Source organism: Cellulomonas timonensis (assembly GCF_900046455.1).
Lineage (GTDB): Bacteria > Actinomycetota > Actinomycetes > Actinomycetales > Cellulomonadaceae > Cellulomonas_A > Cellulomonas_A timonensis.
Genome location: NZ_FCOT01000013.1, coordinates 931,283 through 957,002, shown reverse-complemented (window position 1 = coordinate 957,002; position 25,720 = coordinate 931,283). Strand labels below are relative to the sequence as shown.

Genomic DNA, 25,720 nt, shown 5'->3' with positions numbered 1-25,720 from the left:
CACGCGGCCGACACGCCCAGCGCGTCGGCCGCGTGTGGTCTGCTCAGACCACCGCGCCGGTGTCGTCGTCCGCGTCGTCCCGGCGGTGCGGCATCCGCCAGACCAGCGCGCCCACGCCGAGCACGAACACCACCGCGGCGGCCTGGATGAGCGCAGCCGGCGGATGCGGCCAGGCGAGCACCACCACGAGCAGGAAGACGGGCATCCCACCCGCCGCGAACCAGGCCATGGTGAGCAGCGGGTCCCCGCCGAGGACGGGCCCGGGGTCGGGCGGGACGAAGTGCTCGTCGGCGTCGACGGCGGCCTCCGCGGCGTCGATCTGGCTCGTGCCGTCCCAGTCGCGCCCGGCGCCCACGAGCTCGTCAGCGGGCTCCGGGCCGGCGGCGCGCACCACGCGCGGGTCGGAGACCCAGGGCGCGACGGGGTACGTTACGGCGGGATCGGCTCCGCCCCGCTCGTCGATGTCCGCCAGGTCCGCCACGATGGCGGCCCAGCGCTCGTCATCCGTCGGGGCGGGCGCCGCGTCGCCCGCAGGGGTGTCGGGGCCGTTCTCGGCGGCGGAGTCGTCAGGTTCGTCGGGGCCAGGTCCCATGTGAGCACTCTAGAGTCGGACACGAGGGCAACGGGCGCAGCACGTCCCCGGGCGCCAAGGTCGAGAGGTGGCAGGTTGTTCTACTGGTTGATGAAGCGGGTGCTGGTGGGCCCGCTGCTGCACCTCGTGTTCCGTCCGTGGGTGCGCGGGGCGGAGAACGTGCCCGCCGAGGGCGGCGCGATCCTCGCGGGCAACCATCTCGCCGTCATCGACTCGTTCGTGCTGCCGCTCGTGCTCGACCGCAAGATCGTGTTCATCGGCAAGTCCGAGTACTTCACCGGCCCGGGCATCAAGGGCCGGCTCACCGCGGGGTTCATGCGGGGCGTCGGCACCATCCCCGTCGACCGCGGGGGCGGCAAGGCCAGTGAGGCCGCGCTCAACACCGGCCTGCAGGTGCTGCGCAACGGCGACCTGTTCGGGATCTACCCCGAGGGCACGCGCAGCCCCGACGGGCGGCTCTACCGGGGCAAGACCGGCGTCGCGCGCCTCGCGCTCGAGTCCGGGGCCCCGGTCATCCCCGTGATCATGATCGGCACCGACAAGGCGCAGCCCATCGGGCGCCGGGTGCCGCGTCCCCAGCGCCTCGGCGTCGTCTTCGGCAAGCCGCTGGACTTCAGCCGTTACGCGGGCATGGAGGACGACCGGTTCATCCTGCGCTCGGTCACCGACGAGATCATGTACGCGATCATGAGCCTGTCCGGCCAGGAGTACGTCGACGTGTACGCGGCCACCCAGAAGGCGCGTATCGCCACCGGGCACCCCGCCGTGGCCGCCGACCCGGCCGAGCACCTGCCCACCGCACCTGGCGGGCGCCCCGCGCCGGACGTCCAGGTTCCGGGACCGCCCGAGGATGAGCCCCGCACGTCAGTAGGATGACCTGGTCACCGTCATGGACGGTGGTGGTCCTCCGGACCAAGGGCCCGATAGAGGCCCGCAGCGAGGCCCGAACATCAGGGGGCCAGCTGTGTTGAACAACGAGAGGTGTGTCTCATGTCGGTTCGTCGCGTCGCGCTCCTGACCGCAGGCGGCTTCGCCCCGTGCCTGTCCTCCGCCGTCGGTGGCCTCATCGAGCGCTACACCGAGATCGCGCCGGAGATCGAGATCATCGCCTACCAGTACGGGTACCACGGCCTGCTGACGGGCAACTCGATCGTCGTGGACGACGAGACCCGCTCGCGCGCGGGCCTGCTGCACGGCTTCGGCGGGTCGCCGATCGGGAACTCGCGGGTCAAGCTCACCAACGCCGCCGACTGCGTCAAGCGCGGCCTGGTCCAGGAGGGCCAGGACCCGCTGCAGGTCGCCGCCGAGCAGCTCCAGAAGGACGGCGTGGACGTGTTGCACACCATCGGTGGCGACGACACGAACACCACGGCGGCCGACCTCGCCGCGTACCTGGAGGAGCACGGCTACCACCTGACCGTCGTCGGGCTGCCGAAGACGATCGACAACGACGTGATCCCGATCCGCCAGTCGCTGGGCGCGTGGACCGCCGCCGAGGAGACCGCGAAGTTCGCCGAGAACATCATCGGCGAGCACCGCTCGGGCCCGCGCATGCTCATCGTGCACGAGGTCATGGGCCGCCACTGCGGCTGGCTCACGGCCGCCGCCGCCGCGGAGTACCGCAAGCGGCTCGACGGGCGCGAGTGGGTGCCGAGCATCGGCGAGTCGCGTGAGCGCTGGGACATCCACGCCGTCTTCGTCCCCGAGCTGAAGCTCGACATCGACGCTGAGGCGGCGCGTCTGCGCGGCGTCATGGACGAGCTCGGCAACGTCAACATCTTCCTGTCCGAGGGCGCCGGCATGCACGAGATCGTCGAGCAGCTCGAGGCCTCCGGCGCCGAGGTGCCGCGCGACCCGTTCGGCCACGTCAAGCTCGACACGATCAACCCGGGCGCCTGGTTCGCCAAGCAGTTCGCGGAGAAGCTCGGCGCCGAGAAGACGATGGTGCAGAAGTCCGGGTACTACTCGCGCGCCGCCGCGGCCAACCCGGAGGACCTGCGCCTCATCAAGTCGATGACGGACCTGGCCGTCGAGTGCTCGCTCAAGGGCGAGGCCGGCGTGATCGGCCATGACGAGGAGGACGGCGACCGGCTCAAGGCCATCGCGTTCCCGCGCATCGCCGGTGGCAAGGCGTTCGACGTCCAGCAGCCGTGGTTCACGGCGATGCTCTCCGAGATCGGCCAGGAATTCGTCCCGGCAGACCACTCATGAGCTTCGAGGCGGACCCGGAGGTCCTGCGCGGCCTCGACCACTGGCGCACGCTGAACCCCGTGCAGCAGCCGAGCTGGCCGGATGCCGCCGAGCTCGAGCGCGTCACCACGAGGCTCGCGGGGCTGCCGCCCCTGGTCTTCGCCGGCGAGGCGGACGCGTTGCGCGCCCGCCTCGCGGCGGCGGGGCGCGGCGAGGCGTTCCTGCTCCAGGGCGGGGACTGCGCCGAGACGTTCGACACCGCCACAGCCGACAACATCCGCAACAAGATCAAGACGATCTTGCAGATGGCCGTCGTGCTGACCTACGGCGCGAGCCTGCCGGTCATCAAGATGGGCCGGATGGCCGGGCAGTACGCGAAGCCCCGCAGCTCGGACTCCGAGACGCGTGGCGACGTGACGCTGCCCGCCTTCCGCGGCGACATCATCAACGGCTTCGACTTCACCCCCGAGGCCCGTCAGCCCGACCCGCAGCGGCTGCTCGAGGCGTACCACACGTCCGCCTCCACGCTGAACCTCATCCGGGCGTTCACCACCGGCGGGTTCGCCTCGCTGCTGCGTGCGCACGAGTGGAACCGCGGGTTCACGGCGAACCCGGCGTACTCGCGCTACGAGGAGATCGCCTCGGAGATCGACCGGGCCATCCGCTTCATGGCGGCGTGCGGCGCCGACTTCGACGCGCTGCGGACCGTGGAGTTCTTCTCGAGCCATGAGGGGCTGCTGCTCGACTACGAGCGCCCGCTGACGCGCATCGACTCGCGCAACGGGCTGCCGTACGACTGCTCGGCCCACTTCCTGTGGATCGGGGAGCGGACGCGTCAGCTCGACGGCGCGCACGTCGACTACTTCTCGCGTGTGCAGAACCCGCTGGGCATCAAGTTGGGCCCGAGCACGACCGGGGATGACGCGCTCGCCCTGATCGACAAGCTCAACCCGAACGCCGAGCCCGGCCGCATCACCTTCATCACGCGCATGGGCGCCGGCAAGATCCGCGACAAGCTCCCGGCGATCGTGGAGAAGGTCGCGGCCGACGGGCGCCCGGTGACCTGGGTGTGCGACCCGATGCACGGCAACGGCATCACCTCGGCGAGCGGGTACAAGACGCGCCGCTTCTCCGACGTGATGGACGAGGTCGCCGGGTTCTTCGAGGTGCACCGCGCGCTGGGCACCGTGCCCGGCGGGCTGCACATCGAGCTCACGGGCGATGACGTGACCGAGGTGCTGGGCGGCTCGGAGGAGATCGACGACGCGGGCCTCGCCAAGCGGTACGAGACCCTCGTGGACCCGCGCCTCAACCACCAGCAGTCGCTGGAGATGGCGTTCCAGGTCGTGGAGCTGCTCCGCAGGTCCTGAGCGGCGTGCGCTGAACACGACGATGGCCGGCCCCCGCACGGGGGCCGGCCATCGTCGTACTCACGGGCTTCGCAGGGCTGAGCGCCCTCACACGACCTTGAGGGTGATCGTCGTCCCCTTGGGGGCCTTCTCGCCCTTCGCCACGCTCTGCTCCCGCACGGTGCCGAACAGGCCGCCCAGGACGTTCTCGCGGGCCACCTTGAACCCGGCGGCCTCGAGCGCCTCCTTGGCCTTCTCATACTGCAGACCGAAGACGTCGGGCACCTCGAAGAGCTCGGGCCCCTCGGAGATCGTCAGCGTCACGGTGTCCCCGCGATGCCCTGCTGCGCCACCCTCAGGGCTCTGCGCGATGACGCGCCCCTTCGCCACGGTGTCGGAGAACCCCGGCGTCGTGGCGACGCGCAGGCCGGCGGCCTCGAGCTCCGTGGTGGCGGACTCGGCGGTGAGGCCGACCACCTGGAAGAAGTTCAGCGGCGCGGGGCCGTCCGAGATCGTCAGCAGCACCGACGAGCCGCGGTTGACCTGTGACGCGGGCTCCGCCGAGGCGTCCAGGACCATGCCGCTGGGCGCGTCGTCGGAGTAGTGGTCGCCCTCGACGTACTCGGCGACCAGGTCCGCGCCCTCGAGTGCGGCTGCGGCATCGGCCTGCATGGCGCCGACGAGGCCTTCGGGAACCACCACGAGGTCAGGGCCGAGCGAGACGGTGAACGACACCGTCCCGTCCTTGCGGACCCTCTCGCCCTCGCCGGGGGAGGTCTCGAAGACGGCGCCGAGGGCGGCGTCGTCCGAGAACGCCTCGCGGGGATCGGCGCCTAGCCCCGCGGTGTCGAGGATCTCAGCGGCCTCGGACGCGGTGGCGCCGATCAGCCTCGGCACGGTCGTGTAGGCGCCAGGGCCCAGAGCGAGGTACCACCAGGCGCCGACGGTGGCGAGCAGGACCAGCACGGCTGCGGACACACCCCAGCGGAGCCAGCGGCGGCGACCGGGGGCATCCTGTGCTGGCGCCGAGCCGGGACGCACGCCGGCCCCGATGGGCAGCGCGACGGTGCCGCCGGCGGGGATCGGCTCGATGCGGGCGGTCATCGAGTCGTCCGACGGGACGCCGCCGCCTAGCAGGTCGCCGGTGTCGGCGTAGGTGTCCTGGGAGGCCGGGGGAGCTGGCGCCACATCGGCCCGGCGGTCGAGCGTCGCCTCGTCGAGGCTCTCGCGGGTGCGCCGCACGAGCGCGAGCGCCGCGGCGGCGTGCACGGGCCGGTCGTCCGGGTCGCGCGCGGCCAGTGCGGTGACCAGCTCGTCGACCTCGGCGGGCAGCCAGGCGACCTGCTCGGATGGCGCGGGCACATCGGTGTTGACGTGCTGGAACGCGACCTGGATCGGGGTCTCGCCGGTGAACGGCTGGCGCCCGGTGAGCATCTCGTAGAGCAGGATCCCGCAGGCGTAGACGTCGGTGCGGGTGTCGCTCACACCCCGGGAGATGAGCTCGGGGGCGAGATAGGCGACGGTGCCGAGCACCGTGCCCGTGGTGGTCGACGTGACCTCGGTGACCGCGCGCGCGAGGCCGAAGTCGGCGACCTTGACGCGCGAGTCCGAGGCGATGAGGACGTTCTCGGGCTTGATGTCCCGGTGCACCAGGTCGGTGCGGTGCGCGGCCGCCAGGGCGTCGAGCACCTGCTCGAGCATCCGGAGCGCCGCGCCCACGCTCAACGAGCCCTGGTCCTCGAGGTGCCGCCGCAGGGTGGACCCGTCGACGTGCTCCATCGTCAGGTAGCTCATGTCGCCGTCGACGCCCTGGTCGAGCACCGCGACGAGGCCGGGATGGGTGAGTCGGGCGGCCGCGCGCGCCTCGCGGCGGAACCGCGCGATGAAGGCCGCTCCGCTCGCGCCCTCGGCGAGGTGCGCGTGCATGACCTTCAGCGCGACGTCGCGGTCGAGCCGGCGGTCGATCGCCAGGTACACCGTGGCCATGCCCCCGCGGGCGATTCGGGAGACGACCTCGTAACGCCCGTCGACCAAGCGGCCCACGAGCGGATCTGCGACGGTTGCACCCACGGCCGGAAGTCTACGGTCGCGTGAGGGTGGGGAGCGGCAGGCGCGGCGTCAGCGGAACCGCGCCATGTGCGTCTGGATGTTGGCGACGTAGCGACGGGTGTCCGCGTACATGCCGTTGCGCTTGACCGAGCTGGCGCCCTGGTAGTAGCCGGCGATCGCCGTCGGCAGGTCGTCCGCGTTCTTGACCAGCGCCCGCAGGATCGCGACACCGGCCACGACGTTGTCGTTGGGGTCGAGCAGGTTGATCGGGCGGCCCACGAGCTGCGCGGCCCACTCGCCCGAGCTGGGGATGACCTGCATGGTGCCGATCGCGTTCGCGGGGGACACGGCGGTGTGGTTGAAGCCGGACTCCTGGAACGCCACGGCGAGGGCGAGGGCGGGGTCCACGCCCATCTCGCGCGCCGTCGCGGCCACCTTGGACTGCATCTCCGCCTTCGACGGGACTCCGGCGGCCAGCAGCGTGGCCTTGTTGGCGTTGGCGGCCGAGACGACCGCGTCGGCGTACGTGCGCCCCGCGAAGGTGTTGCCGACGAGCTGGGTGGTGGTGGTCGGGGCGCTCGTGGCCGTGGTCCCGGGGATGGCGAGGGTCTGGCCGATGCGGATCAGCGCGCGGGAGTCGAGGCTGTTCGCGCTGACGATGGCCGCGACAGTGGTGCCGTGGCGCTTGGCGACGCTGGAGACGGTGTCCCCGGCAACGACGGTGTGCGTGGCTGTCGATGTGGGGGCGACCGGCGCCGTCGCGGTGGCGGCCGCGGCCGGGGCGGCTGCTGCGGCGCCCGGGATCGTGAGCGACTGGCCGATGCGGATCAGCGCGCGGGAGTCGAGGCTGTTCGCGCTGACGATGGCCGCGACAGTCGTGCCGTAGCGCTTGGCGATGCCGGAGACGGTGTCCCCGGCGACGACGGCATGCGTGGTGCTGGCGGGAGCGGCTGGCGCGGGCGCGCTGGCCACGGGGGCCGGCGTGCTGGCCGACGGGATGGTCAGCTGCTGGCCCACGCGGATCCGGGAGGCGTCAGCGAGGGAGTTGGCGCGCGTGATCGCCTGCACGCTCACCCCGCTGCGCGCGGCGATGTGGCTCACGGTGTCGCCCTGGCGGACGGTGTACGCCTCATCCGCATGGGCTGTCGCGGCCGAGGACACGGCGGCGACGGCGGCGAGGGCGAGGGTGGCTCCCGCGCTGGTACCCCGGCGCAGGGCGCGGCCCAGCTCGGCCTGGGAGGGTGCGGCGGCCTGTGCGCGCTGCTGACCGGTGGCGGACTGCGTCATCGTCGTACCTCATGATGCTGAAGTGATGGATGGTGCCGGAGTGACTCAAGTGACAGAATGCGAACGTATCCGAGGCACGGGTGATGTGAAAGCGCAGCGCCGCAATTGCCCCGTGTCGTTTCCTGGCGAACGGGTGACGCGCGCGGGTGCGTACGCTTGTCGTCGTGACTGACAGTGCAAACCTGGACAACATCGTCGACGCGTGGCTCACGGTCCCCGACGTCGCAGAACGACTCGGCATCGACGTGGGCAAGGTGCGCCGCCTGCTGCAGGAGGGCCGCCTGGCGGGGGTGCGCCGTGGGGACCCGCGCGTGCTGTCCGTCCCCGAGGCATTCCTCGTGCCGGCCCACCTGGCGAACCCCTCCGCGCCGACCCGCCCGGACGACGACGGCGCCGCGTGGACGGTGCTGGCGTCACTGCAGGGCACGTTCACCGTGCTGGGCGACGCGGGCTTCAACGAGGCCGAGATGATCCAGTGGCTGTTCACCGAGGACGAGTCGCTGGCCGCTCGACCCATCGACGCCCTGCGCAGCGGCGGGAAGACTGCGGGGCGCCGCGTCGCCCAGGCGCTGCTCTGATCGCGTCGCGCTGACCTGATGGCCGGCGCGTGTCCGCGAGGCGCGCGCCGGGCCGGGCTCAGAACCGCCGGTCGACGGCGGCGTGCCCCAGCGCGACGAGCATCTCGCGGCCCTGCTCCGTGACCGCCAGCGCGTCGAGCCCGGCGAACGCCTGGTCGCTGAGCGCGCTGATGAGCTCCTCGACGTCCTTGGGCGCGCCGGTCGCGTCGATCGCGCTGGCCAGGTCGCGCACCGCGTCCAGCCCGAGGTCGCGTCGGCCCAGCTGGGCGAGCACGAGCTGCGCCGTCGCGTCGTCGCCGCTGGCGCGGGCACGGGCCACCGCCCGGGCCACGAGCACTGTGCGCTTGCCCTCGAGCAGGTCGTCCCCGGCGGGCTTCCCTGTGGCGCTCGGGTCGCCGAAGACGCCGAGCAGGTCGTCGCGCAGCTGGAAGGCCTCGCCGAGCGGCAGGCCGACGGCACGGACGGCGGCGACCTCGGCGGGCTCTGCGCCCGCGAGCGTCGCGCCCAGGGCGAGCGGGTGCTCCACGCTGTAGCGCGCCGACTTGGCCCGGACGACCTCCCGGGCGCGAGCCTCGTCCGCGGCCGGGTCCTCGCCCCAGGGCAGCGCCTGGGCCAGCACGTCGAGGTACTGCCCGATGGTGACCTCGGCGCGCATGACGTCGAACACCGCCCGGGCGCGGGCGGCGAGGTCGGGGCCCTCCGCGGCGAGCGCCGCGGCGAAGGCCTCCTCGCTGAGGACGAGCGCGAGGTCGCCGAGCAGGATGGCGGCGGAGTCGCCGAAGCGTCGCGCGCCGCCGGCCCAGCCCTCGGACTCATGGCGCGCGGCGAACACCCGGTGCGCGGCGGGGAGCCCTCGGCGGGTGTCGGAGTCGTCCATCACGTCGTCGTGGAACAGCGCCGCCGCCTGGAAGAGCTCGAGCGCCGCGCCGACGCGCACGACCATCTCGGCGGCGGGGGAGCCGTCCTCGCCACCGTGGGCCCGCCAGGCCCAGTAGCAGAACGCGGCGCGCAGGCGCTTGCCGCCCGAGAGCATCTGCTCCACGGCATCCCCGAGCGGGGCCGCGTCGGGGCTGATCCCCGCCAGGCGCTCGCGCAGGGCCTCGACATGCGTGGCCAGGACGGCATCGACTCGGCTGCGGACGTTCTCGGCGTCGACCAGGGGGGTGGCACTCACGCGGTCAGCCTACGTCGACTGTCAGCCGCCGAGGCTGAGCCTGCCGCCGACGGTGAGGGTGCGCACGCCGTCGCGGTCGAGCCCCCCGACCACGAGCATCTCGCCGCCGCCGCGGGTGAACGTCGTCGGCGCCGCCAGCCCGGGCTGGGCCTGCGTCGGCGTCGCCTCGGCGAACCCGCCGGCGAGCAGCGGCTCGCGCAGGCTCTCGACGAGGGCGGCGGCGTCCAGGGTCGATCGCAGGTTCAGGCTGAGCGTGGTCAGGCTGAGCGTGCTCGGCTCCGCGCCCTCGGCCGGCTGCAGCGTCGAGACCAGGATCTCGGCGTCCTCGGGGACGGGCAGGAGGTCGCTCGGGAAGCCCTCCGGGAGCGATCCGACGGCGGAGTGCTCGTCGCCGTCCACCTCGAGGAGCGTCTCAGTCGGCTGCGGCGCGGAGGCCTTCGCGGACGCCACCGCGGGGGTGGCGTCCTGCGCTGACGGCCCGGAGGCGGTGCACCCACCGAGCGCGACCACTGCCGCGAGCAGCAGGCCAGGAGCCACGCGCGGCCACCGGCGGGTGGCGCGGGCGGTGTGTCCGGTGGCGGGGGAGGCGAAGGCAGGGGGGCGCACGTGCGTACCGTAACGCGACGCCGCCCACGGGCACGCCCGCGCCGACCGCCCCCAGGGTGTGGCGGCGCATCGGCGTCCACAGCCCAGCGCCGGGGCCCGCGCGCGGGCCTCGGCGACGCGGTGGTCTGTGCCCATGGACACCACCACGTTGCGCGTCCGCGAGCCGCGCGAGCTTCTCGCCTACCTTCCCCACCAACTTGGCTTCCACCCGCATGACAGCGCGGTCGCGGTGAGCCTGCGGGCCCCCCGAGGGCGGATCGGCCTCGTCGCGCGCGTCGACCTCGACGACCTGGGCGACGAGTCCACCGGGCCCCAGGTCGCACGCGGACTGGTCGCCCACCTCGGGGCGGATCGCGCCTCGGGGACCGTCCTGGTGCTCTACACCGCCCAGGACCCGCGTCGTCCCGGCCCGTCCGGCGCCCTCGCCCACGCCGCCGCCGGGCACTACCGGGAGGCGGCCGCCGCGGCCTTCGGCGACGTGGCCGTGTGGGTCGTGACCGCGACCGGGTACCTCAGGCTCGACTGCGACGACCTGGGGTGCTGCCCGGCCGGCGGCCGGCCGGCGAGCGAGATCGAGTCGACAGCCGTCGGCGCGCACATGGTGTTGGCGGGCTCCTGCGTGGCCGGCTCCCGCGACGCCGTGGCGCGCGTGCCTCCCGCGCCCGCCTCGGCACGGCGGTCTGTCGCCCGTGTCGCGCAGCGGTGGCTCCGGCGGCGGGAGGACGCGGAGCGGGCGGGTGACGCGGCGATGGCGGCCTGGCGGGCGAGGTCGCTCGAGGCGTGGTCGCAGTGCGTGGCCGCGGTGCGCGAGCCCTTTCAGGACGGGGATGTGTGCCCCGCGGTGCTGGGCCGGCTCGAGGCGGGCCTGGCGGACCGGCGTGTGCGCGACGCCGTGCTCGTCACCCTGGTGCCCGGCACGGGGGACCTGGCGGCACGGTCACTGTGTGAGGACGAGTCCGTCACCGGGCGCGAGATGGCCGGTGCCATCGCCGCCATCGTCGACCCGGCGTATGCCGTGCCGCCGCCCGAGGGCCCCACCGCGGAGCATGTGCGGGCCCTGGAGAGAGTGGTGGCCCACGGCCGCCGCGGGTCCCAGGCTCCTGCCCTGACGCTGCTCGCGCTCCTCGCGTGGTGGCAGGGCGACGGCGTCCGCGCGAGCGTCCTCGTCGAGCGGGCCCGCGCGCACGACTCCGGCTACCGGCTGGCGATGCTGCTCGACGATGTGCTCACTGCGGCGATGCCGCCCGGGTGGGCGGCCAGCCGGTGACGGGCGCCGCCGCCCCGCGTCGCTGACCTGGGTCGCCGCACGTCAGGGCCCGTCCGGCCGCCTTGTTGGCTCGTTGGCCGCAGCCGCGGCGCGCGGAGGGTGCTGCGCGAGGTGGGCTCGGGTAGCGTCCTGCTCGCGACATCCGCGACAGCACGCAGGAGGAGTCCCGATGGGCATAGTGGTGGGCTATCTGGCGACACCCGAAGGGCGCAAGGCGCTCGAGGCCGCCGCCATCGAGGCGCAGGCGCGCAAGGAGCGCCTCGTCGTGGTGGTCAGCGACCGGGGCGATGCCGCGGACGCGGCGCGCGACGAGCTGGAGGCGGCGCTCGACGACGTCCGGCGCGACCTGGACGCGCGCGACATCCCGCATGAGGTGCGGCTGCTCACGCGGGGCCGCGACGTCGCCGAGGACCTCATCGGCACCGCGGAGGAGATCGGGGCCAGCCTCATCGTGATCGGCCTGCGCCGGCGCAGCCCGGTCGGCAAGCTCATCCTCGGCGCGAACGCGCAGCGCATCCTGCTCGACGCGCCCTGCCCGGTGATGGCGGTCAAGCCCGACGCGGTCTGACGACACCGGCTGACATCGCCACGACGCCGGCCGGAGACGCGGGAAGCCGGCCGGAGACACGGGAAGCGGGAATCTTCCGCGCTCGCCAGCCGTTCCACGAGGAGTGCGCCCTCGGGCGCTCGCACGCGCAGGGGGCATGACAGGGCGTGAGCGTCGTGCCCTGCGCGCTGATCACGGTCCAACCCGGAATCTGCCCGGTACAATATTGCTCTACCCGTGCTTCATCCGGGTCTCTCGCTGCCGAAAGGTCGTTTGTGTCGTCCCAGTCTTCGCACCCCGCGCTCCCGCGTGAGTTCGAGCACCCTGCCCTGCAGGAGCTCGTCCGTCATGGCCGGACTCACGGCAGTGTCAATGCAGTGGCCCTGCGCAACGCGTGTGAGCAGGCCGACGTGCAAGACGCCAAGCGTCTGAAGGCCGTCGTGCGCGGCCTGGCCACCGCTGGCATCACGGTCGAGCAGCCCGCCATCCCCGCCCGGGCCGTCGCCGCCACCCGCGCCAAGACGCGTCCCGCGTCCAAGGCAGTGGTCGGCGCCGACGAGGCCGCCGAGAAGCCCGCACGGGCTCCCCGCGCCGCCGCCAAGGCCAAGGCGCCCGCCAAGGCCGCCGCCGCCAAGCCCATGACGAAGGCCGCGCAGGCGAAGGCCGCGAAGGCCGCCGCCGCGGGCGACGACGCCGTCGAGCTCGAAGAGGTCGAGATCGAGGACATCGTCGTCGACGACGACGTCGCCTCGGACACCGCCGAGGGCGACACCGCCAAGAAGGACGGCAAGGAGGAGGAGGCCGAGGAGACCGTCGGCTTCGTGTACTCCGACGCCGACGACGACGACGCCCCCGCGCAGCAGGTCGTCACGGCGGGCGCCACGGCCGACCCGGTCAAGGATTACCTCAAGCAGATCGGCAAGGTCGCCCTCCTCAACGCCGAGCAGGAGGTCGAGCTCGCCAAGCGCATCGAGGCCGGCCTGTTCGCCGAGGAGCGGCTGAACTCCGGAGTCACGATGGAGCCCAAGGCCCGTCGCGAGCTCGAGTGGATCGCCGGCGACGGCCGCCGGGCCAAGAACCACCTGCTCGAGGCCAACCTGCGCCTCGTCGTGTCCCTCGCCAAGCGGTACACCGGTCGCGGCATGCTGTTCCTGGACCTGATCCAGGAGGGCAACCTCGGCCTGATCCGCGCGGTCGAGAAGTTCGACTACACCAAGGGCTACAAGTTCTCGACGTACGCCACCTGGTGGATCCGCCAGGCGATCACACGCGCCATGGCCGACCAGGCCCGCACCATCCGCATCCCGGTGCACATGGTCGAGGTCATCAACAAGCTCGCCCGCGTCCAGCGGCAGATGCTCCAGGACCTGGGCCGCGAGCCCACGCCCGAGGAGCTCGCCAAGGAGCTCGACATGACCCCGGAGAAGGTCGTCGAGGTCCAGAAGTACGGACGCGAGCCCATCTCGCTGCACACCCCGCTCGGCGAGGACGGCGACAGCGAGTTCGGCGACCTCATCGAGGACTCCGAGGCGGTCGTGCCGGCTGACGCCGTCAGCTTCACGCTCCTGCAGGAGCAGCTCCACCAGGTGCTCGACACGCTCTCCGAGCGGGAGGCCGGTGTGGTGTCCATGCGCTTCGGGCTCACGGACGGCCAGCCCAAGACGCTGGACGAGATCGGCAAGGTCTACGGCGTCACGCGCGAGCGGATCCGTCAGATCGAGTCGAAGACGATGTCCAAGCTGCGCCACCCGTCGCGTTCCCAGGTGCTGCGCGACTACCTGGACTGAGCACAGCAGCAACCGCGTCGAACGCCCGGCAGTCATCTGACTGCCGGGCGTTCGCGCGTTCCGTGCCCCCGCGAGCGCTCCCAGCGGGTCGCGTTACCGTTCGCCGCGCGTGCTCCGCCCCGAGGGGGCGCGCGGAGGAAGAGCGAGCGGAGAGGACGAACGTCGATGATGAGCGAGGCCGCGGCCCGCGCCGCGTTGGCGCGTGTGAGTGACGAGCTGGACTTCGCCACCCGTGCGGTCGGCATGCTCGACCGGGTGAACTCCTCGATGGGCGACGTCTCCGAGGCGGTCCGGCAGATGGTCATGGGCCTGCGGCGCGCGATCGCGCTCGAGCCCGACGCCGAGTCGGCAGTGGTGCGGGTGATAGCGGAGCTCGACGCCGCGGAGGAGTTCTACCGGCTCGCGCAGCAGTTCGACGCGAGCCTGGCCCCTCCGGCGGCGACTGCGGCCACCCGCGAGCTGATCTTCGCGCTGCGGACCGCGCTCGGCGTCAGCACCCGGCCGCGCGCCTGAGCGGCCCACCCAGCGCCCACGCCACCCCAGAGACGCCACATGCCGGCCACCAAGACGGTGGCCGGCATGTGGGAGTCGGGTCTCAGCGCGCTGCGCCTGCTCCAGCGCCGTGCTCGGCCAGGAGCCGATCGGTCTCGTCCTGGACGTGCGTGGCCATCTCGGAGAGCTTCGGGCCGTGCTCACGCGCGTGGTGGGCGCAGAAGAGGAGCTCACCCACAGGCAGGAGCACGCGCACGTAAGCCTGCGCGTTGCAGCGGTCACAGCGGTCGGCTGCGGTCAGTGGTTCAGTCGTCGTCCCAGTCACCTAGCCATCAAACCATCGGAGGCTGAGAACCATCCGCTCAGAACGGCCAGGTTCGCTCCGCGCGTACCTCTCCCACCCGGGCGCGTGACGCGTGCCCGGCCTGCGCGGCCCTGTCGGTCAGAGCGATTACGCTCAGGCCTCGTGTCGACAGCATCAGCAGAGTCCAGCTACACCGCCCGGCATCTCTCGGTGCTGGAGGGCCTGGAGGCCGTCCGCAAGCGCCCCGGCATGTACATCGGCTCCACGGACTCCCGTGGGCTCATGCACTGCATGTGGGAGATCATCGACAACTCTGTCGACGAGGCGCTCGGCGGCCACGGCGACCGGATCGAGATCATCCTGCACGCCGACTCCTCGGTCGAGGTCCGCGACAACGGGCGCGGCATCCCGGTGGACGTGGAGCCGAAGACGGGCCTGACGGGCGTCGAGGTCGTCTTCACCAAGCTGCACGCGGGCGGCAAGTTCGGCGGGGGCTCCTATGCCGCGTCTGGCGGCCTGCATGGCGTGGGCGCGTCCGTGGTGAACGCGCTCTCGGCCCGTCTCGACGTCGAGGTGGACCGCGGCGGCAAGACGCACCGCATGACGTTCCACCGCGGCGAGCCCGGCGTCTTCGACGACAGCGCCGTGCGCGGCCCGGACTCGCCGTTCACACCGTTCATCGACAACTCCGAGCTGACGGTGGTCGGCAAGGTGGCGCGGGGCCGCACGGGCTCGCGGGTGCGCTACTGGGCGGACCGGCAGGTCTTCCCCAAGACGGCCGTGTTCTCGTACGACGAGCTGGTGACCCGCGCCCGCCAGACCAGCTTCCTGGTGCCGGGCCTGGCGATCACCGTGCGCGATGAGCGCGGCATCCCCGGAACCCCCGGCGCGGACGGCCCGCATGAGGAGACCTTCCTGCACGAGGGCGGCACCGTCGACTTCGTCGACCACCTGGCGCCCGACCCCGCGGTGACCGACACCTGGAAGCTGACCGGCACAGGCTCCTTCACCGAGACCGTCCCGGTGCTCGACGAGCGCGGCCACCTCGAGCCGAAGGTCGTGGAGCGCGAGTGCGAGGTCGACATCGCGCTGCGCTGGGGCACCGGGTACGACACCGAGGTGCGCACGTTCGTCAACATCATCGCCACTCCCAAGGGCGGCGCCCACCTCGCCGGCTTCGAGGCCGCCCTGCTGCGCACGCTGCGCAAGGCCGTCGAGGCGAACGCGCGCCGGCTCAAGGTGTCCACCAAGGACGGCGGCGAGCGCATCGAGAAGGAGGACGTGCTCGCGGGCCTCACCGCCGTGCTGACGGTCCGCCTCGCCGAGCCACAGTTCGAGGGGCAGACCAAGGAGGTGCTCGGCACGGCGCCCGTGCGCGGCATCGTCGCGAAGGTCGTCGACACCGAGCTGGCGGCGATCCTCAACTCGACGAAGCGCGAGCACAAGGCCCAGTCGGCGCTGCTGCTCGACAAGGTCGTGGGCGAGATGCGCGCCCGCCTGTCGGCCCGCAAGCAGAAGGAGATCTCCCGGCGCAAGAACGCCCTGGAGAACTCGACGCTGCCGGCCAAGCTGGCGGACTGCCGCAGCGACGACGTGGCACGCAGCGAGTTGTTCATCGTGGAGGGGGACTCGGCGCTCGGCACCGCGAAGCTCGCGCGCTCGTCGGACTTCCAGGCGCTGCTGCCGATCCGCGGCAAGATCCTCAACGTCCAGAAGGCGTCCATCACGGACATGCTGAAGAACGTCGAGTGCGCCGCGATCATCCAGGTGCTCGGCGCCGGGTCCGGGCGCACGTTCGACCTCGAGGCCGCGCGCTACGGGAAGATCGTGCTGATGACGGACGCCGACGTGGACGGCGCGCACATCCGCACGCTGCTGCTCACGCTGTTCTTCCGGTACATGCGCCCGATGGTCGAGGCCGGCCGGGTGTTCGCCGCCGTCCCGCCCCTGCACCGCATCGAGGTGATCGGCGCGGGCAGCCGCAAGAACGAGTACGTGTACACGTACTCCGAGGCGGAGCTCACGGCGACGCTGAAGAAGCTCGACAAGGCCGGCAAGCGCTACAAGGACGACATCCAGCGCTACAAGGGCTTGGGCGAGATGGACGCCGACCAGCTGGCCGAGACGACGATGGACCCGCGCCACCGCACGCTGCGCCGGGTCACCGTCGAGGGCGCGCAGCGGGCCGAGGAGATCTTCGAGCTGCTCATGGGGTCCGATGTGGCGCCGCGCAAGGACTTCATCATCGCCGGCGCCGAGGGGCTGGACCGGAGCCGGATCGACATGTGACCCGCGGCGGTCATTTCCCTCGACGGCGGCCTGCGGCGCGGGGGAGAGTTGGCGCCATGACGAGCGAACTGCTGCGCCCCCCCGCCGAGCGCGCCCCAGCGCCACTGACCCCGCCGATGCCGCCGGCCTCGCTCGGGCTGACCTGGCGCCCGTTGACCCCCGCCGACGTCGCGGAGCTCGCCGCCCTGTGCTGCGCGGTGGAGGCGGCGGACGCCGCGCCGTTCCGGACGACCCTCGAGGAGACCGCCGAGCGGTTCGAGGGCACGTGGAAGCGGCACGAGCTGGACACCTTGGCCGGTGTCGACGCGACGGGGCGGATGGTGGCGTTCGGGCAGGTCACCACGAACCCCGGGGATGAGGGGACCGTGCGGGTCTTCCTCGAGGGCGGGGTGCACCCCGACGCGCGGGGCCGGGGCGTGGGGCGCGCGCTCGTCGCCTGGATGGACGGCCGCGGGCGCCAGCTCTTGGCGGAGTCGGGCAAGGAGCTCCCCGCGCGCCTCCTGACGTACCTCGAGGCGGTGCATGACGGCGCGAGGGCGCTGTACGCCGAGTCCGGCTTCACGCCGATGCGCTACTACACCGAGATGCGGCGCCCGCTCGACGTCGAGCTGCCCGCTGTGCGGGCCGTGGACGGGTTCTCGCTCGTACCGTGGACGCCGGAGCTCGACGACGCCGTGCGGCGCGCGCACAACGAGGCGTTCGCCGACCACTGGGGGAGCGAGCCGATGACTGCCGAGACGTGGGCGCTGCGCACCGGGTCCTACGTGCGCGACTGGAGCAGGGTGGCCGTCGAGGACGCCACCGGGGAGGTCGCCGGATACCTGCTGTCCACGCGCTACGAGCAGGACTGGCCGGTGCTGGGCCACTCGTTCGGCTACACCAGCATGCTCGGGGTGCGGCGGCCCTGGCGGGGCCGGGGCCTGGCGGTGGCACTCCTCGCGTGGGCGATGGCCGCCTACCGGGCGGACGGCATGGAGTTCGCGCGGCTCGGCGTCGACACCGCGAACCCGTCGGGCGCGCACGGCCTGTACGCGGCCCTCGGCTACGAGGTGGACGACGGATCGGTGATGTACTCGATCGAGATCTGACCTCCGACGGCAGGTGGCGGGCGTGCCCGGGTGCGGGGCCGCCGCGCCGGCCACTAACATCGCCGGGACCTCGGGCGACGGCGCCCGGGCGGGTGGGGAGTCGGTGACGGGTGTCCCAGGTGCGCACGAGGATCACGCAGGACCGCTGGGGCGGGCGCCTCCGGGCCGCCGTGCTGGTGTACGGGGCTGTGGTGGCCGTCCACCTCATGAGCCACGTGGTCGGGGCCGCCGGGGTCGCGAACGTCACGCAGTGGCTGCTCGTGCCCGCGCTCGTGCCGGTGCTCGTGGTCCTCGCCCCCGCGCCGCATGAGCGCCGCGTCAGGCTGGTGCTCGTCGGGCTCGGCCTGTCCTGGCTGGGCGACTCGGCCCCGGACCTGGCGGACGGCTCCACGGCGTTCCTCGTCATGGTGGCGTTCTTCATGCTCGCCCAGGTCGCGTACGTCGTGGCCTTCGCACCGGACTGGCGTGGGTCGCCGCTGCTGCGCAGGCCGTGGCTCCTGGCCCCGTACGCGCTGCTCTTCGTCAGCCTGGTCGCCGCGTGCGCGCCGGCCGCCGGGACGCTGCTGGCCCCCGTGGTCGTCTACGGGCTGCTGCTGCTGGCCATGTCCGTGCTGTCCAGCGGCGTCAGCCGCGCCGCCGGGATCGGCGGGGCGCTCTTCTTCGTCTCAGACGCGCTCATCGCCCTCGGCGAGTTCGCCGGCCTCGCGCTGCCACGCCAGGGGCTGTGGGTCATGGCTGCCTACATCGCGGCGCAGACGCTGCTCGTCGTCGGCGTGGCCGCGGCGCGGAGGCGGGGAGCCGAGCCCTCGGGCGGCGGCGCCAGGATGCGGGGCGTGCCCGAGCCTGACGGGCGCCCCGCATCCTGACCTGTGGGACGAGCCGCGGTCAGCCGATCGCGAGCACCGGCGCCGCGAGCGCCACCCCGGACCCGTCCCGCCGCGGATCGGGCGCGGGCAGGTCCACCGGCTGGCCGGCCGACCCGGTGGCGCGCGGGGGAGCGGCGCCGGCCCACGCGAGGATCAGCGTGTCCTCGCCGCGCAGGAACCGGTGGGCGCGCACGCCTCCGGTGGCGCGGCCCTTGCCGGGGTAGAGCTCGAACGGCGTGGTCTTCGCCGAGCCCGCCTGCGTGCCGGGCAGCGCGGTGGACGAGCCGGCGATCGTGACGACTGCCGCGTCGGACCCGGCGGGCACCACGCCGAACCACACCGCGCGCTGGCCCGCGGCGAGCTTGATGCCGGCCATGCCGCCGGCGGTGCGCCCCTGGGGGCGGACGGCCGACGCCGGGAAGTGCAGCAGCGCGGCGTCCGAGCTCACGAAGACGACCTCGTCGTCATCGCCGGCGTGCGCGCAGCCGACGATCTCGTCGCCGTCCTTGAGGGAGATGACGTCCCACGAGTCCTTGTTGCCGGGCGCGTCGCCGGGCGCGACGCGCTTCACGGTGCCGCTCGCCGAGCCGAGGGCGAGGGGCGCGGCGTCGGCGTCCAGGGAGGCCAGGCCCACGGCCCGCTCGCCCGGCGCGAGGCTCACGACCTCGCTGAGCGGCACGCCGCCCGACAGCGCGGGGGCGCCGTCGGTGGGCGGCAGCGAGGGCAGGTCGAGCACCGCCAGCCGCACCAGGCGGCCGCGCGAGGTGACGACGCCGATCTCACCGCGCGCCGTGGTGGCGACCGCGCCCAGCAACACGTCATGCTTCGCGCGTCGCTCATCGGGTCGCGGCGGGGCCTCCTCGCCCGCCGTGCGGGCCAGCAGTCCCGTGGCGGACATCAGCGCCCAGCAGGGCGTGTCCTCGATCTCCAGCGGCGTCGCGGACCGGGCAGCCGCCGCGGCGCCGGTGACGCTGGCGCCGCCGGAGGACTCGAGCAGGATCGTGCGGCGGGGCGTTCCGTACGTCGCGGCCACCTCGGCCATCTCGTCGGACACCACCAGGCGCAGCAGGGACTCGTCGGCGAGGAGCCCCTGCAGCTCCGCGATCTCCAGGGCCAGCTGCTGCTGCTCCTTCTCGAGCTCGATCCGGGAGAACTTGGTGAGGCGGCGCAGGCGCAGCTCGAGGATGTACTCGGCCTGCGGGTCGGACAGGTCGAAGACGGTGCGCAGGCGCGCCCTGGCCGCCTCCGAGTCATCCGAGGTGCGGATGACCTGGATGACCTCGTCGATGTCGACGATCGCGATGAGCAGGCCCTCGACCAGGTGCAAGCGCTCGAGGCGCTTCGCGAGCCGGTGGCGGCTGCGGCGGCGCACCACGTCGATGCGGTGGTCCACCCACACCTTGAGCAGCTCGCGCAGGCCCAGGGTGCGCGGCTGCCCCTCGACGAGCGCGACGTTGTTGATCGAGAACGAGTCCTCGAGCGGCGTGTAGCGGTAGAGCTGCTCGAGCACCGCCTCGGGGTTGAAGCCCGTCTTGATCTCGATGACGAGCTGCAGGCCGTGCGAACGGTCGGTCAGGTCGACGGCGTTGGAGATCCCGGCGAGCTTCTTGGACTGCACGCCCTCCTTGATCTTCTCGATCACCTTCTCCGGGCCGACGCCGTAGGGCAGCTCGGTGACGACGATCCCCTTGCGGCGCGCCGTGACGTTCTCGATCCGCGTCGTGGCGCGCGTGCGGAAGGCGCCGCGCCCCGTGCGGTACGCGTCCCGCACCCCGTCCAGCCCGACGATCTTGCCGCCCGTGGGCAGGTCGGGGCCGGGCACGAAGCGCATGAGGTCCTCGAGCGTGGCGTCCGGGTGCGCGACCAGGTGGCGCGCGGCGGCGACGACCTCGACGAGGTTGTGCGGCGCCATGTTCGTGGCCATGCCGACGGCGATACCTGTGGCGCCGTTGACCAGGAGGTTCGGGATCGCGGCCGGCAGCACCTCTGGCTGGGTGAGCTTGTTGTCGTAGTTGGGGACGAAGTCGACGACGTCCTCGTCGAGTCCCGCGGTCATCTGCGCGGCGGCCGGAGCCTGGCGGGCCTCGGTGTACCGGGGGGCGGCGGGACCGTCGTCCAGCGAGCCGAAGTTGCCGTGGCCGTCCACGAGGGGCAGTCGCAGCGCGAACGGCTGCGCCATGCGCACCATCGCGTCGTAGATGGCGGTGTCGCCGTGCGGGTGCAGCTTGCCCATCACGTCGCCGACGACGCGCGAGGACTTCACGTGCGCGCGGTCGGGGCGCAGGCCCATCTCGGCCATCTGGAACAGGATGCGCCGCTGCACCGGCTTCAGGCCGTCGCGGGCGTCCGGCAGGGCGCGGGAGTAGATGACCGAGTAGGCGTACTCGAGGAACGAGCCCTCCATCTCGGTGGCGACGTCGATATCGACGATGCGCTCGACGACGTCCTCGGGCGGGACGTCAGGGGTCGCGGTGCGGCGCGCCATGGGGGATGCGGCTCCTCGGTGCTTACGGCCCGCGCGGGGCTTGCTCAGTGGGCGCACGGACTCCCGTGCAGGGTCATTGTCGCGCGCGTGCCCGGCTGCCCGGTGCACGGCGCGCGGCTTCTCGCCCGCCGCGGGGCCCGGTTGGCCGGAGCGTGGACGGCGGCACACTAGCCTGGCCAGATGGCCGAGGTCACCGACGACGCATCAGGGGACCAGCCTGTGCCGTACCCGGCCGGCTGGGAGGCGGACGTCGTCCTGCGGGACGGGTCGACCACGCATGTGCGCCCCATCCGCCCCACCGACGCCGACGCGCTGCAGGCCTTCCACGTGGCGCAGTCCGAGCGTTCCACCTACCTGAGGTTCTTCGCGACCCTCACGCGCCTGCCCGATCGCGACCTCGCCCGGTTCACCCACGTCGACCACGACGACCGCGTCGCCCTGGTCGCCGTGACCGCCGACGAGCAGATCATCGGGGTGGCCCGCTACGACCGGGTGGGGTCCGACGAGGCCGAGGTCGCCTTCAACATCGCGGACGCGCACCACGGGCGCGGGCTCGGCTCGGTGCTGCTCGAGCACCTGGCAGCCGCGGCGCGGGAGCGCGGCGTGCGCCGCTTCACCGCCGACGTGCTGCCGCAGAACGGCAAGATGATCGGCGTGTTCCGCGAGGCGGGCTACGCGGTGCGGCAGTCCATCGAGGACGGCGTCGTGACCGTCGCCTTCGACCTCGACCCCACCGACCGCTCGCTCGCGGTGATGGCCGACCGCGAGCACCGTGCCGAGGCGCAGAGCGTGCGGGGGCTCCTCAGCGCGCGATCGGTGGTCGTGGTGGCCTCCGAGCGGACGGCGCCGGGATCGCTCGACGACCTGCTGACCCGCCGCGTGCTCGACGACCTCGCGCGCACGAGCCGCGGCGTCGAGGTGCATGCCGTGGGCGTCGGGGATGACGTCCCGGCCGGCGCTCGCGGCTGGGCCGGGCTGGCCGAGCTGGGCGCGGCCGCCGGCGCCGTCGACCTCGCGGTGCTCACCGTCCCGGCAGAGGAGTCCGTGGCGGCCGTCCGCGCGCTCGCGCCGCTCGGCGTGCGGGGGGTGGGCGTCCTCTCCGCCGGGTTCGCCGAGACGGGCCCCGAAGGGCCCGCTCGACAGCGGGCCCTGCTGCGCACCGCGCACGCCGCCGGGATGCGCGTCGTCGGCCCCGGCTCCTACGGCGTCCTGTCGCATGCCGACGGGCGCACGCTCAACGCGACGCTGGCCCTCGAGCCGCCGGCCCCGGGCCGGATCGGGCTGTTCTGCCAGTCGGCGCCCATGGCGGTGGCGCTGCTCGGCTCGGTGCGGCGCCGCGACCTGGGCCTGTCGTGCTTCGTCTCGGCGGGCCACCGCGCGGACGTCTCGGGCAACGACCTCATGCAGTTCTGGCACGACGACGACGCCACCGACGTCGCGTGCCTGTACCTGGAGTCCATTGGCAACCCCCGCAAGTTCTCCCGGGTGGCCCGCAGGCTCGCCGCGGTCAAGCCCGTCGTCGTGGTCACCGCCGGGCGCTCCGGCCAGGTCGTCCCGCCAGGCCACGCCGTCCGGGCCACACACGCGCCCCGCCGCACCCTCGAGGAGGTCATGCGCCAGTCGGGGGTGATCCGGGTCGAGAACACCCACCAGCTCCTGGAGGTCGCCCAGCTCCTGGCCCTGCAGCCGCTGCCCAGCGGCCGGCGCGCCGCGATCGTGGCCAGCTCCGCCCCGATGGCCGTGCTGGTGGCGGAGGCCGGGGCCGCGGCCGGGCTCGCCGTGGGCGGGCAGGCGGTCATCTTGGGCGAGGACGCCGACGACGCGACGGTGGAGCAGGCGCTCGCCGGGCTCTACGCCGACCCCGACACCGACGTGGTCGTGGTGGTGCACGTCCCGACCGTGGGCAGCTCCGAGGCGCGGGTCGCGCGCGCCGTGGCCCGTGCCGCCGCCGGGTCAGGGCGGGCGACTGTCGCCTGCGTCGCCGGGCTGCACGGCGCCACCGCCGACCTCACGGCACAGGACGCCGACGGCCGCACCTGGACGGTGCCGGCGTACACGACCCCGGAGGACGCGGTGCTCGCCCTCGGGCAGGCCGCGCGGTACTCCGCGTGGCGCGCCGCCGAGCGGGGGACGCCCGTGCACCCCGCGCGGGCCGACACCCGCGCGGCCCGCCGCCTCGTCGCCGGCTGGCTCGCCGACGCCGCTCCCGGGACGAACGTGGTGCTCGACCAGGAGCGCACCACGGCGCTGCTCGGCTGCGTGGGCATCGACGTGCTCGAGTCGACCCCCGTGTCCACCCCCCAGGAGGCCGTCGACGCCGCCCGCCGCATCGGCTGGCCTGTCGCGCTGAAGACCACGGCGCCGACGCTGCGGCACCGCGCGGACCTGGGCGGGGTCCGGCTCGACGTGCACGACGAGGCCGAGCTGCGCGCGGACGCCGCCCAGGTGCTCGAGCTCGCCGCGGGCCACGCCCCCGAGCCGGGCCGGGCGCCTCTCGAGGTGCAGGCGATGGTCCCGCGCGGCGCGTCCTGCGTCGTGCGGACGGTGGAGGACCCGCTGTTCGGCCCCGTGATCAGCTTCGGGCTCTCGGGCGACGCCTCCGACCTCCTCGGCGACGTGAGCTACGGCGTGCCCCCGCTGACGGATGTCGACGTCGCCGAGCTCGTCCGCTCCGCCCGCTCCGCCCCGCGCCTGTTCGGCTACCGCGGCCTGCCCGCCCTCGACGTCGCCGCCCTCGAGGACGTCATCGCGCGGGTGTCGGTGCTCGCCGACGACCTGCCCGAGCTGCGGAGCCTCGAGCTCAACCCGATCGTGGTCTCCGAGCGCGGCGCCGTCGTGCTCGGCGTGCGCGCCCAGCTGGCCGCGGCCGATCGAGCCGACGGGACGCGCCGGGCGCTGCCGACCTGAGCCCAGCCCAGAGGTGGGAGGATGGTCGGGTGCCCCCTGCTTTCACCGACCTCCGCCAGGACCTCCACCGGGCGGGCTACTACCCCGAGCTGGTCGCCGACGTCCTCGACATCGCTGTCGCCGACGAGCCGGTCGTCGCCCACCTGGTCCACCCAGAGACGACCTTCGACGCCGCCGAGGTGCGCCGCCACGTGACCGTCCTGGTGCTCCCCCCGACGCGGCTGGTCGTCGCGCACGTCGACGCCCATCCCGCCGACAGCGAGAACCCGTCCGCCAGCGCGGCCGCCACCACGGAGTCCGTGCCGCTCGCCGAGCTCCGCTCGGTGGCCCTCACGCACGTCATGGCGAGCCCCGAGCAGCACCGCGCCGGCGATCTCGCAGCCGAGCTCACGCTCGCCGTCGGATGGGGCGCCGTCTCGCGCGTGGACCTCGAGCCCGCGTCCTGCGCCGACCCGAACTGCGACGCCGACCACGGCCTGACCGGAACCCTGACGCCCGATGACGTCGTGGTGCGGGTCAGCGCCGTCGCCGAGGGACAGGACGCCGTGCGGGCCGCCGCGTCTTTCGCCCGTCAGCTCTCCGCCGCGAGTGCTCGCGGACGATGAGCACCGACCCCCTGACCCCCGCCCGTCCGGCACTGGCCCCGCCGACTGACGGCGAGCTCGTCCGGCACTGGCCCCGCCGACTGACGGCGAGCTCGCGGACGCGGGCCTCGTGGTCCCCGACTACGCCGGCCGCTACCTCGGAGGCGTGCTGCCGGCCGTGGCGGACGCCCTCGGCGTGCCGGACGTGCCCGGCGGCGCCCAGGCGCGCGCCCGCCTCGGCCTGCCCCGCCAGCAGCGCGCATGCGTCGTGCTGGTCGACGGCCTCGGGCAGCACAACCTCGCCGAGCGCGCCGGGCACGCCCCGTTCCTGCGCTCGCTGCTCGCCGACTCCGCGCCGTTGAGCGTCGGCTACCCGTCGACCACCGCCGCGTCGCTCGGCTCGTTCGGCACGGGCGCGGCGCCCGGGCGCACCGGGCTGGTCGGCTACACCGCCCGCAACCCGCGCACCGGGTCGCTCGCCAACCTCGTCTCCTGGGACGGCGCCGGCCCCGCGCGCGAATGGCAGCGCGAGACGACAGTCTTCGAGCGCGTCACGGCAGCGGGCGTGCCCGTCACCAGCGTGGGACCCGCCCGGTTCGCCGGCTCGGGCCTCACCGAGGCCGCTCTGCGCGGCGGCTCCTACCGGGCGGCCGAGCCGCTCGCCGACCGGGTCGACGTGGCACTCTTCGAGCTCATGGGCCCGGCCCTCGTGTACCTGTACTGGGGTGACGTCGACAAGGTCGGCCACCACCACGGCTGGGGCTCGCGGCAGTGGGGCGACGCGCTCTCGGCATTGGACCGCGAGCTCGGGCGGCTGGCCCGCTCGCTGCCCACCGGCACCTCGCTGATCGTCACGGCGGACCACGGGATGGTGGACGTGGACCGCTCGCGCCGCTGGGACGTCGCGAAGACGCCGGCGCTCGCAGACGGCGTGCAGCTCGTCGCCGGCGAGCCCCGTGCGGTGCACGTGCACGTGGAGCCCGGCGCCGACGCCCGGGAGCGGGCCGAGGCCGTGGCGCTGCGCTGGCGCGAGACCCTCGGCGACGCGGCGTTCGTGACGCTCGGCGACCACGCGGTCGAGGCGGGCTGGTTCGGGCCCGTCGCCGAGCACGTGCGGCCCCTCATCGGGGACGTCGTGGTCGCGATGCGCGGACGGGCCACTGTGGTGGACTCGCGCACCCAGAGCCAGGGATCGATGGACCTGGTGGGGGTGCACGGCTCGCTCACGCCCATGGAGATGTCCGTGCCGTTCCTGGCCGTCCACGCCTGATCACCGGAG

Annotated in this window: 21 protein-coding genes; 14 read left to right on the top strand and 7 right to left on the bottom strand. The window is 73.5% G+C overall.

Annotation, left to right across the window (positions count from 1 at the left end):
• Positions 1 to 43: 43 nt before the first annotated feature.
• Positions 44 to 592: a hypothetical protein gene (locus BN3788_RS17765; RefSeq protein ID WP_066589065.1), complete on the bottom strand. Its 549-nt coding sequence runs from the start codon at positions 590 to 592 to the stop codon at positions 44 to 46.
• A 75-nt stretch (positions 593 to 667) separates the two neighbouring features.
• On the opposite strand from BN3788_RS17765, the gene BN3788_RS17760 reads away from it, so the two are divergent.
• The 3 genes from BN3788_RS17760 to BN3788_RS17750 all read left to right on the top strand — a co-directional run bounded on the left by BN3788_RS17760 (position 668) and on the right by BN3788_RS17750 (position 4,152).
• Entirely contained in the window at positions 668 to 1,468 is an 801-nt protein-coding gene (locus tag BN3788_RS17760) for a lysophospholipid acyltransferase family protein (protein ID WP_234346712.1), read from the top strand.
• A gap of 114 nt (positions 1,469 to 1,582) precedes the next feature.
• Positions 1,583 to 2,803 (top strand): pyrophosphate--fructose-6-phosphate 1-phosphotransferase, encoded by a 1,221-nt coding sequence (locus BN3788_RS17755; RefSeq protein WP_066589061.1) that lies wholly within the window; start codon positions 1,583 to 1,585, stop codon positions 2,801 to 2,803.
• Positions 2,800 to 4,152: a class II 3-deoxy-7-phosphoheptulonate synthase gene (locus BN3788_RS17750; RefSeq protein WP_066589058.1), complete on the top strand. Its 1,353-nt coding sequence runs from the start codon at positions 2,800 to 2,802 to the stop codon at positions 4,150 to 4,152. Before BN3788_RS17755 ends, BN3788_RS17750 begins: the two co-directional genes overlap by 4 nt.
• Before the next feature lie 87 nt (positions 4,153 to 4,239).
• Here the strand turns inward: BN3788_RS17750 and pknB are convergent, their stop codons facing one another.
• Positions 4,240 to 6,201, bottom strand: coding sequence for a Stk1 family PASTA domain-containing Ser/Thr kinase (pknB, locus tag BN3788_RS17745; RefSeq protein ID WP_066589055.1), 1,962 nt, complete (start codon positions 6,199 to 6,201; stop codon positions 4,240 to 4,242).
• Positions 6,202 to 6,249: 48 nt separating this feature from the next.
• Positions 6,250 to 7,467 (bottom strand): LysM peptidoglycan-binding domain-containing protein, encoded by a 1,218-nt coding sequence (locus BN3788_RS17740; protein ID WP_066589046.1) that lies wholly within the window; start codon positions 7,465 to 7,467, stop codon positions 6,250 to 6,252.
• A 164-nt stretch (positions 7,468 to 7,631) separates the two neighbouring features.
• Between BN3788_RS17740 and BN3788_RS17735 the strand changes: the two genes are divergently transcribed.
• Entirely contained in the window at positions 7,632 to 8,045 is a 414-nt protein-coding gene (locus BN3788_RS17735) for an Rv2175c family DNA-binding protein (RefSeq protein WP_066589043.1), read from the top strand.
• 58 nt (positions 8,046 to 8,103) lie between these two features.
• Here the strand turns inward: BN3788_RS17735 and BN3788_RS17730 are convergent, their stop codons facing one another.
• Both BN3788_RS17730 and BN3788_RS17725 read right to left on the bottom strand, forming a co-directional pair.
• On the bottom strand, positions 8,104 to 9,219 hold the full coding sequence (locus BN3788_RS17730) for a polyprenyl synthetase family protein (RefSeq protein ID WP_066589040.1): 1,116 nt from the start codon (positions 9,217 to 9,219) through the stop codon (positions 8,104 to 8,106).
• Positions 9,220 to 9,240: 21 nt separating this feature from the next.
• Complete coding sequence (locus tag BN3788_RS17725; RefSeq protein WP_147525166.1) at positions 9,241 to 9,825, bottom strand: hypothetical protein; 585 nt, start codon at positions 9,823 to 9,825, stop codon at positions 9,241 to 9,243.
• 133 nt (positions 9,826 to 9,958) lie between these two features.
• Between BN3788_RS17725 and BN3788_RS17720 the strand changes: the two genes are divergently transcribed.
• The 4 genes from BN3788_RS17720 (at position 9,959) to BN3788_RS17705 (ending at position 13,939) form a co-directional block, all read left to right on the top strand.
• Positions 9,959 to 11,092, top strand: coding sequence for a DUF4192 domain-containing protein (locus tag BN3788_RS17720; RefSeq protein WP_066589026.1), 1,134 nt, complete (start codon positions 9,959 to 9,961; stop codon positions 11,090 to 11,092).
• 169 nt (positions 11,093 to 11,261) lie between these two features.
• Positions 11,262 to 11,660, top strand: coding sequence for a universal stress protein (locus tag BN3788_RS17715; protein WP_066589024.1), 399 nt, complete (start codon positions 11,262 to 11,264; stop codon positions 11,658 to 11,660).
• A 254-nt stretch (positions 11,661 to 11,914) separates the two neighbouring features.
• On the top strand, positions 11,915 to 13,426 hold the full coding sequence (locus BN3788_RS17710; RefSeq protein ID WP_066589017.1) for an RNA polymerase sigma factor: 1,512 nt from the start codon (positions 11,915 to 11,917) through the stop codon (positions 13,424 to 13,426).
• A gap of 165 nt (positions 13,427 to 13,591) precedes the next feature.
• Positions 13,592 to 13,939, top strand: coding sequence for a hypothetical protein (locus tag BN3788_RS17705; protein ID WP_066589014.1), 348 nt, complete (start codon positions 13,592 to 13,594; stop codon positions 13,937 to 13,939).
• Positions 13,940 to 14,021: 82 nt separating this feature from the next.
• Here BN3788_RS17705 and BN3788_RS17700 read toward each other — a convergent pair whose 3' ends face one another.
• Positions 14,022 to 14,243 (bottom strand): DUF7455 domain-containing protein, encoded by a 222-nt coding sequence (locus BN3788_RS17700; RefSeq protein WP_066589011.1) that lies wholly within the window; start codon positions 14,241 to 14,243, stop codon positions 14,022 to 14,024.
• A gap of 141 nt (positions 14,244 to 14,384) precedes the next feature.
• On the opposite strand from BN3788_RS17700, the gene BN3788_RS17695 reads away from it, so the two are divergent.
• From BN3788_RS17695 to BN3788_RS17685, 3 genes are all read left to right on the top strand, one after another.
• Positions 14,385 to 16,511 carry a DNA gyrase/topoisomerase IV subunit B gene (locus BN3788_RS17695; protein ID WP_066589009.1) on the top strand — a complete coding sequence of 709 codons (2,127 nt, stop codon included), beginning with the start codon at positions 14,385 to 14,387 and terminating at the stop codon, positions 16,509 to 16,511.
• A gap of 56 nt (positions 16,512 to 16,567) precedes the next feature.
• Positions 16,568 to 17,599 (top strand): GNAT family N-acetyltransferase, encoded by a 1,032-nt coding sequence (locus BN3788_RS17690; RefSeq protein WP_066589007.1) that lies wholly within the window; start codon positions 16,568 to 16,570, stop codon positions 17,597 to 17,599.
• A 119-nt stretch (positions 17,600 to 17,718) separates the two neighbouring features.
• Positions 17,719 to 18,465, top strand: coding sequence for a lysoplasmalogenase (locus BN3788_RS17685; protein ID WP_199824806.1), 747 nt, complete (start codon positions 17,719 to 17,721; stop codon positions 18,463 to 18,465).
• 19 nt (positions 18,466 to 18,484) lie between these two features.
• On the opposite strand, the gene BN3788_RS17680 is transcribed toward BN3788_RS17685, so the two are convergent.
• Positions 18,485 to 20,950 (bottom strand): DNA gyrase/topoisomerase IV subunit A, encoded by a 2,466-nt coding sequence (locus BN3788_RS17680; RefSeq protein WP_066589005.1) that lies wholly within the window; start codon positions 20,948 to 20,950, stop codon positions 18,485 to 18,487.
• A gap of 180 nt (positions 20,951 to 21,130) precedes the next feature.
• Here BN3788_RS17680 and BN3788_RS17675 point away from each other — a divergent pair, with 180 nt between their 5' ends.
• The 3 genes from BN3788_RS17675 to BN3788_RS17665 all read left to right on the top strand — a co-directional run bounded on the left by BN3788_RS17675 (position 21,131) and on the right by BN3788_RS17665 (position 25,711).
• Entirely contained in the window at positions 21,131 to 23,857 is a 2,727-nt protein-coding gene (locus BN3788_RS17675; protein ID WP_066589003.1) for a bifunctional acetate--CoA ligase family protein/GNAT family N-acetyltransferase, read from the top strand.
• 29 nt (positions 23,858 to 23,886) lie between these two features.
• Positions 23,887 to 24,462 (top strand): DUF5998 family protein, encoded by a 576-nt coding sequence (locus BN3788_RS17670; protein WP_066588991.1) that lies wholly within the window; start codon positions 23,887 to 23,889, stop codon positions 24,460 to 24,462.
• 109 nt (positions 24,463 to 24,571) lie between these two features.
• Positions 24,572 to 25,711, top strand: coding sequence for an alkaline phosphatase family protein (locus BN3788_RS17665; protein ID WP_234346711.1), 1,140 nt, complete (start codon positions 24,572 to 24,574; stop codon positions 25,709 to 25,711).
• The last annotated feature ends 9 nt before the right edge of the window (positions 25,712 to 25,720 follow it).

Coding starts and splice junctions, on each gene's coding strand:
- BN3788_RS17765 (WP_066589065.1), bottom strand. CDS start 592: ATGGGACCTGGCCCCGACGAACCTGACGACTCCGCCGCCGAGAACGGC.
- BN3788_RS17755 (WP_066589061.1), top strand. CDS start 1,583: ATGTCGGTTCGTCGCGTCGCGCTCCTGACCGCAGGCGGCTTCGCCCCG.
- BN3788_RS17750 (WP_066589058.1), top strand. CDS start 2,800: ATGAGCTTCGAGGCGGACCCGGAGGTCCTGCGCGGCCTCGACCACTGG.
- BN3788_RS17740 (WP_066589046.1), bottom strand. CDS start 7,467: ATGACGCAGTCCGCCACCGGTCAGCAGCGCGCACAGGCCGCCGCACCC.
- BN3788_RS17720 (WP_066589026.1), top strand. CDS start 9,959: ATGGACACCACCACGTTGCGCGTCCGCGAGCCGCGCGAGCTTCTCGCC.
- BN3788_RS17715 (WP_066589024.1), top strand. CDS start 11,262: ATGGGCATAGTGGTGGGCTATCTGGCGACACCCGAAGGGCGCAAGGCG.
- BN3788_RS17705 (WP_066589014.1), top strand. CDS start 13,592: ATGATGAGCGAGGCCGCGGCCCGCGCCGCGTTGGCGCGTGTGAGTGAC.
- BN3788_RS17690 (WP_066589007.1), top strand. CDS start 16,568: ATGACGAGCGAACTGCTGCGCCCCCCCGCCGAGCGCGCCCCAGCGCCA.
- BN3788_RS17680 (WP_066589005.1), bottom strand. CDS start 20,950: ATGGCGCGCCGCACCGCGACCCCTGACGTCCCGCCCGAGGACGTCGTC.
- BN3788_RS17675 (WP_066589003.1), top strand. CDS start 21,131: ATGGCCGAGGTCACCGACGACGCATCAGGGGACCAGCCTGTGCCGTAC.